Consider the following 5377-nt stretch of genomic DNA (forward strand, 5'->3'; position numbering starts at 1 on the left):
GCACCGGTGCCGGCTCCTCACGGGCTCGGCGCCGAGGCCTGGCAGGCGGCATTCCGTGCGGCATCGCTGCGGCCGGGCAGCCCGTTCGCGGCGGATCCCGGTCCGCTCGTGCTCGCCGCCGAGGTCGCCAGGGAGTTCGGCCTGCTCGATCTCGCACCGTCGGATCCCGGCGGTCAGGTCCCTGTCGCGCAGAACACCGCCACGGGTGCGGTGTGGACGCTTCGCCTGATCCCGGCGTCGCCCGAACCCGAGACCCTCGGTCTCAACTTCACGCACAGCGCTCCGCACGCGACGCTGCCGGAGATGCTCATGCTGCAGCTGATGCGCGCGATCGAAGGGGAGGCGCCACTGGACGGCGGCGACGGGCGGGGCAGTTTCACCTGGCTCGCCGGAATGCTCGCCGAGGGGCGTCTCGCGGCTCGTCACGTCTACGACGCCGGGTCGATACGGATCACCGCTCGGGAGATCGGAAGCCAGGGCCCGCACCTCGGCGCACGCTCGCCGCGCGCATGATCCCCGGCCGCACCGATCCGCCGATCACCAGATGCTCGTGGCGTCCTCGCGGGTGGAGGGAAGCCGCGTGGCCCCTGCCCACGCCAGGATCTCGTCGGGGACGTGGAAGTCGGACCGATCCGCGCCGACCTTCTCGATGAGCTCGTCGACGCGGACGACGCCCCCGGTGCGGCGGAGGATCCTCGCCCGAACGATCGCGCGCGCGTGGACTTCAGGGCGGCGCTGAGCATCGGGCCGCACGAAGCGCTGCTCCACGTACACGGCCTGGTCGTCGAAGCCGAGGATCCTCGACTCGATCCAGAATCGCTGCCACGGGTTTAGCGATTTGCGGTAGGAGATGGTCTGCCCGACGACGACCGGGTACCAGCCCTCCTGCTTGAAGGTCCGCAGCACGCCGGTGCGCTGGATCAGATCGAAGCGGGCGACGTCCATGATCGAGAGGTACTTCCCGTTGTTCATGTGGCGGAGCGCGTCGAGGTCGGTGGGCCAGACCCGGAAGCGGGAGCGCGAGACCGCCTCGAGGCGGAGCCGCGGCCCGCGCGTTCCGACGAAGAAGAAGTGCCACAGCGTGCGTACGAGCATATGCATGGGGTGATCCTAGGAGCGGCGGGACGAGCGCGCATGCCGATTGTACGAACCCTAGGCGGAGGTATGAGATAGAGTCCGGATTCACGGATCATGCGTCCATGTAGACTGGATCGGCGCGATTTCGCGCTCGCACCTCGAAGAACTCGGAGAACAGCTCGTATGGCAACCTCGAACGACATCAAGAACGGCACCGTCATCAAGGAGGCCGGCCAGCTCTGGAGCGTGGTCGAGTTCCAGCACGTGAAGCCGGGCAAGGGCGGTGCGTTCGTGCGCACCAAGCAGAAGAACGTCGTCTCGGGCAAGATCATCGACAAGACCTACAACGCGGGCGCGAAGATCGAGACCGCCACGGTCGACCGCCGCGACTTCCAGTACCTCTACCAGGACGGCGCCGACTTCGTCTTCATGGACAAGAGCGACTACGACCAGCTGACCGTCTCGGGCGCCGTCGTGGGCGACTCCTCGAAGTTCATGCTCGAGAACCAGGACGTGCAGATCGCGCTGCACGAGGGCGAGCCGCTCTACATCGAACTGCCCGCGAGCGTCGTGCTCGAGATCACCTACACGGAGCCCGGTCTGCAGGGCGACCGGTCGACCGGCGGCACGAAGCCCGCGACCGTCGAGACCGGCGCCGAGATCCAGGTGCCGCTGTTCCTCGAGACCGGCACCAGGGTCAAGGTCGACACGCGGACGGGCGACTACCTCGGCCGCGTCAACGACTGAGCGCCGCGGCACACTGAATGTCTGCACGTACGAAGGCGCGCAAGCGCGCGCTCGACATGCTCTTCCAGGCCGACGTGCGCGGCGAGAGGCTCGAGGCCATCGTCGAGGCCGAGGCGAAGCGGGCTGCAGGAGAGCCTGATCGCATGGCCTCGTGGCTGTACGCGCGCGAGATCGTCGATGGTGTCGCGGATCACCGCGACGAGATCGACGAGCTGATCGCGAGCTACGCGCAGGGGTGGACGCTGGATCGGATGCCGAACGTCGACCGAGCCCTGCTGCGGCTCAGCGCCTGGGAGGTCCTGCACAACCCCGAGGTGCCGACGGCCGTCGCCATCGATGAGGCGGTGGAACTCGCCAAGGAGTACTCGACCGATGATTCGGCGCGCTTCGTGAACGGGGTGCTGGGCAAGATCGCGCTGCACGCGGGGGCGTGACCGAGGCTCGAGGCGAGAAGTCTGCCAGATCGAGAGGCGAGCGAGAAAGGTGGGCCCGTCCTGCTCTGCATGGGTGCAGGCGACCATCGCCGCGATGATCGTGCTCGTGGCATTCCTGGTCTTCTTCCCGCTCGGCGCGCTGCATGCGGAGCCGGAGGTCCCCGCCGATGCGCTAGACTGAACAGGTTGAAACAGCACTTCTTTAACGGCGTCCGGTGAGGCGCGGAAGGGGGGCGGTGGATTGACAGCGCGCATCGTGCTCGAAAGCACTGAGATCGCGCGGGCTCTCACCCGCATATCGCACGAGATCATCGAGGCGAACAAAGGCGCCGAGGGCCTGGTGCTCGTCGGCATCCCGACCCGGGGCTCTCTGCTCGCGAGGCGGATCGCAGCCAACATCTCCCGGATCGAGGGCGTCGACATCCCGGCGTATCAGCTCGACATCACGATGTACCGCGACGATCTCGCCCACAACCCCACCCGCCCGTCTCAGCCCACCGAGATGCCGGTCGAAGGCATCGACGGCGCGACCGTGGTGCTCGTCGACGACGTGCTCTACTCCGGCCGCACGGTGCGCGCGGCGCTCGACGCGCTGAACGACCACGGCCGCCCGAGGGCGGTGCGACTCGCCGCACTGATCGACCGCGGCCATCGCGAACTGCCGATCCGGGCCGACTACATCGGCAAGAACCTGCCGAGCGCCAAGAACGAGCGCATCTCGCTGCGACTCGAGGAGATCGACGGCGTCGACGAGGTCGCGATCAGCGCGCTGGCCGATTCGAGCGCGGGGGCCGGCGCATGAGGCACCTGCTCGACACGCGCACGCTCGCGAAGGACGACGCCCTGCGCATCCTCGACACCGCCGAGGACATGGCGGCCACCCAGCAGCGCGAGGTGAAGAAGCTGCCCACGCTGCGCGGCAAGACCGTGGTCAACCTCTTCTACGAGGACAGCACCCGCACGCGCATCTCCTTCGAGGCGGCCGCCAAGCGCTTGAGCGCCGACGTGATCAACTTCAGCGCGAAGGGATCCTCCGTCAGCAAGGGCGAGTCGCTCAAGGACACCGCTCAGACCCTGCAGGCGATCGGCGCCGACGGGGTCGTGATCCGGCACCCGGGCTCCGGCGCCCCCGCGCGCCTCGCGAGCAGCGGCTGGATCGATGCGGGCGTGCTGAACGCCGGCGACGGCACTCACGAGCATCCCACGCAGGCGCTGCTCGACGCCTTCACGATGCGCCGGCGGCTGTTCGGTGAGGACCTTGCAGGCAGCCGGGGCCGCGACCTCGACGGCGTGAGCGCGGTCATCGTCGGGGATCTGGCGCACTCGCGCGTGGCGCGCAGCAACCTGTGGCTGCTCACGACGCTCGGTGCGCACGTGACCTTCGTCGCGCCCGAGACCCTGCAGCCCTACGGCGCACGGACCTGGCCGGTGACCGTGCGGCACTCGCTCGACGAGGCGCTGCGCGAGGACGCGCCCGACGTCGTGATGATGCTCCGCATCCAGAGCGAGCGGATGCACGCCGCCTTCTTCCCGAACGAGCGCGAGTACGCGCGCAACTGGGGTCTCGACGACGGGCGCCTCGCCGCACTGCCCGAACGCACTATCGTCATGCACCCCGGCCCGATGAATCGCGGCCTCGAGATCTCGTCGGCCGCGGCCGACAGCGAACGCTCCACGGTGCTGGAGCAGGTCGCGAACGGCGTCTCCGTGCGCATGGCGGCCCTGTATCTGCTCCTGAGCGGTGAAAGAGAGACACAAGCATGAGCAACCCCGGAATCCTCATCCGCGGCGCGAGGATCGCGGCGGAACTCACCGAGCGCGGGCAGGATCCCGCCGCTGCCGGCCCGGTCGATCTGCGGATCGCCGATGGCCGCATCGTTGAGCGCAAGGCCCACGCTGAGGGCGGACTTCAGGCGAACGACGGCGAGCGCGTGATCGAGGCCGACGGCCTGATCGCCATGACGGGCCTGGTGGATCTCCACACCCACCTGCGCGAGCCCGGCTTCGAGCAGAGCGAGACGGTGCTGACCGGCACGCGCGCCGCCGCCGCGGGAGGCTTCACCACCGTGTTCGCGATGGCCAACACCATGCCGGTGCAGGATACCGCCGGCGTCGTCGAACAGGTGCAGGCACTGGGCGACGCGGCAGGCTACGCCACTGTGCGTCCGATCGGCGCGGTAACGGAGGATCTCTCGGGGGAGCGGCTGAGCGAGATCGGGGCGATGGCCCAGTCGCGCGCCGCGGTCCGCGTCTTCAGCGACGACGGCAAGTGCGTGCACGATCCGCTGCTCATGCGCCGCGCGCTCGAGTACGTGAAGACCTTCGACGGCGTGATCGCCCAGCACGCGCAGGATCCCCGCCTCACCGAGGGGTCGCAGATGAACGAGGGCGCGCTCTCGAGCGAGCTCGGGCTCAAGGGCTGGCCCGCGGTCGCCGAGGAGTCGATCATCGCCCGCGACGTGCTGCTCGCCGAGCACATCGGCGCCCGCCTCCACATCTGCCACCTCTCGACCGCGGGATCGGTCGAGGTCGTGCGCTGGGCGAAGGCCCGCGGCGTGCAGGTGACGGCCGAGGTGACCCCGCACCACCTGATCCTGACCGAGGAGCTGGCTCGCAGCTACGACGCCCGCTACAAGGTGAACCCGCCGCTGCGCCGCGACGAGGACGTGCGCGCCCTGCGCGCGGCCGTCGCCGAGGGCATCATCGACATCATCGCGACCGACCACGCACCGCATCCCTCCGAGGCCAAGGAATGCGAGTGGGACGCGGCCGCCTTCGGCATGGTGGGCCTCGAATCCGCGCTGCCGATCGCGCTGCTCGCCCTCGTGAACGAAGGGCACACGAGCTGGGCGGAGCTCGAGCGGCTGCTCTCGCACGTTCCCGCGGAGATCGGGCGGCTCGAGGGTCACCCGGCATCGCTCGACGCCGGGCAGGTCGCCGACCTCGTGCTCGTCGACCCGGCCGGGACGAGCGTCTTCGACCTCGGCCGCCTGCACGGCCGCAGCGGGAACTCGCCGTTCCTCGGCATGGAACTGCCCGGCCGCGTCGCCCTCACGCTGCGCCACGGCTATCCGACGTTCGAGGGGGACAGCCCGGTCGACGCCGAGACGGTCGCGCGC

The 5377-nt window shown here is 69.4% G+C and carries 6 protein-coding genes and 1 pseudogene; 6 read left to right on the forward strand and 1 reads right to left on the reverse strand.

All coding sequences use genetic code 11. The features are described from left to right. Nucleotides 1-513, forward strand: a pseudogene (locus ACFPZL_RS09495) (hypothetical protein); the annotation flags it as partial. Between the two features lie 24 nt (nt 514-537). Here ACFPZL_RS09495 and ACFPZL_RS09500 read toward each other — a convergent pair. Then, the gene (locus ACFPZL_RS09500) at nt 538-1101 is read right to left on the reverse strand and encodes a thioesterase family protein (RefSeq protein WP_218113659.1); all 564 of its coding nucleotides are present in this window, start codon (nt 1099-1101) and stop codon (nt 538-540) included. A gap of 159 nt (nt 1102-1260) precedes the next feature. Here ACFPZL_RS09500 and efp point away from each other — a divergent pair, with 159 nt between their 5' ends. The 5 genes from efp to ACFPZL_RS09525 form a co-directional block, all read left to right on the forward strand. Continuing rightward, nucleotides 1261-1824 carry an elongation factor P gene (gene efp, locus ACFPZL_RS09505; protein WP_218113658.1) on the forward strand — a complete coding sequence of 188 codons (564 nt, stop codon included), beginning with the start codon at nt 1261-1263 and terminating at the stop codon, nt 1822-1824. Between the two features lie 17 nt (nt 1825-1841). Beyond that, complete coding sequence (gene nusB / locus ACFPZL_RS09510; protein ID WP_218113657.1) at nt 1842-2258, forward strand: transcription antitermination factor NusB; 417 nt, start codon at nt 1842-1844, stop codon at nt 2256-2258. A gap of 241 nt (nt 2259-2499) precedes the next feature. Then, nucleotides 2500-3060: a bifunctional pyr operon transcriptional regulator/uracil phosphoribosyltransferase PyrR gene (gene pyrR / locus ACFPZL_RS09515; RefSeq protein ID WP_218113656.1), complete on the forward strand. Its 561-nt coding sequence runs from the start codon at nt 2500-2502 to the stop codon at nt 3058-3060. Continuing rightward, a complete protein-coding gene (locus ACFPZL_RS09520) occupies nt 3057-4022 on the forward strand; it encodes an aspartate carbamoyltransferase catalytic subunit (protein WP_218113655.1) in 966 nt (321 codons plus the stop codon). The genes pyrR and ACFPZL_RS09520 overlap by 4 nt, the downstream gene beginning before the upstream one ends. Continuing rightward, a partial coding sequence (locus ACFPZL_RS09525) for a dihydroorotase (RefSeq protein ID WP_382335220.1) occupies nt 4019-5377 on the forward strand: 1359 nt, incomplete at its 3' end. The genes ACFPZL_RS09520 and ACFPZL_RS09525, both read left to right, overlap by 4 nt.

The organism is Leucobacter soli (assembly GCF_042659205.1).
Lineage (GTDB): Bacteria > Actinomycetota > Actinomycetes > Actinomycetales > Microbacteriaceae > Leucobacter > Leucobacter soli.

Excerpts from the sequence above, each read along its gene's own strand:
- ACFPZL_RS09500 (WP_218113659.1), bottom strand. The coding sequence starts at position 1,101 with ATGCATATGCTCGTACGCACGCTGTGGCACTTCTTCTTCGTCGGAACG.
- efp (WP_218113658.1), top strand. The coding sequence starts at position 1,261 with ATGGCAACCTCGAACGACATCAAGAACGGCACCGTCATCAAGGAGGCC.
- nusB (WP_218113657.1), top strand. The coding sequence starts at position 1,842 with ATGTCTGCACGTACGAAGGCGCGCAAGCGCGCGCTCGACATGCTCTTC.
- ACFPZL_RS09520 (WP_218113655.1), top strand. The coding sequence starts at position 3,057 with ATGAGGCACCTGCTCGACACGCGCACGCTCGCGAAGGACGACGCCCTG.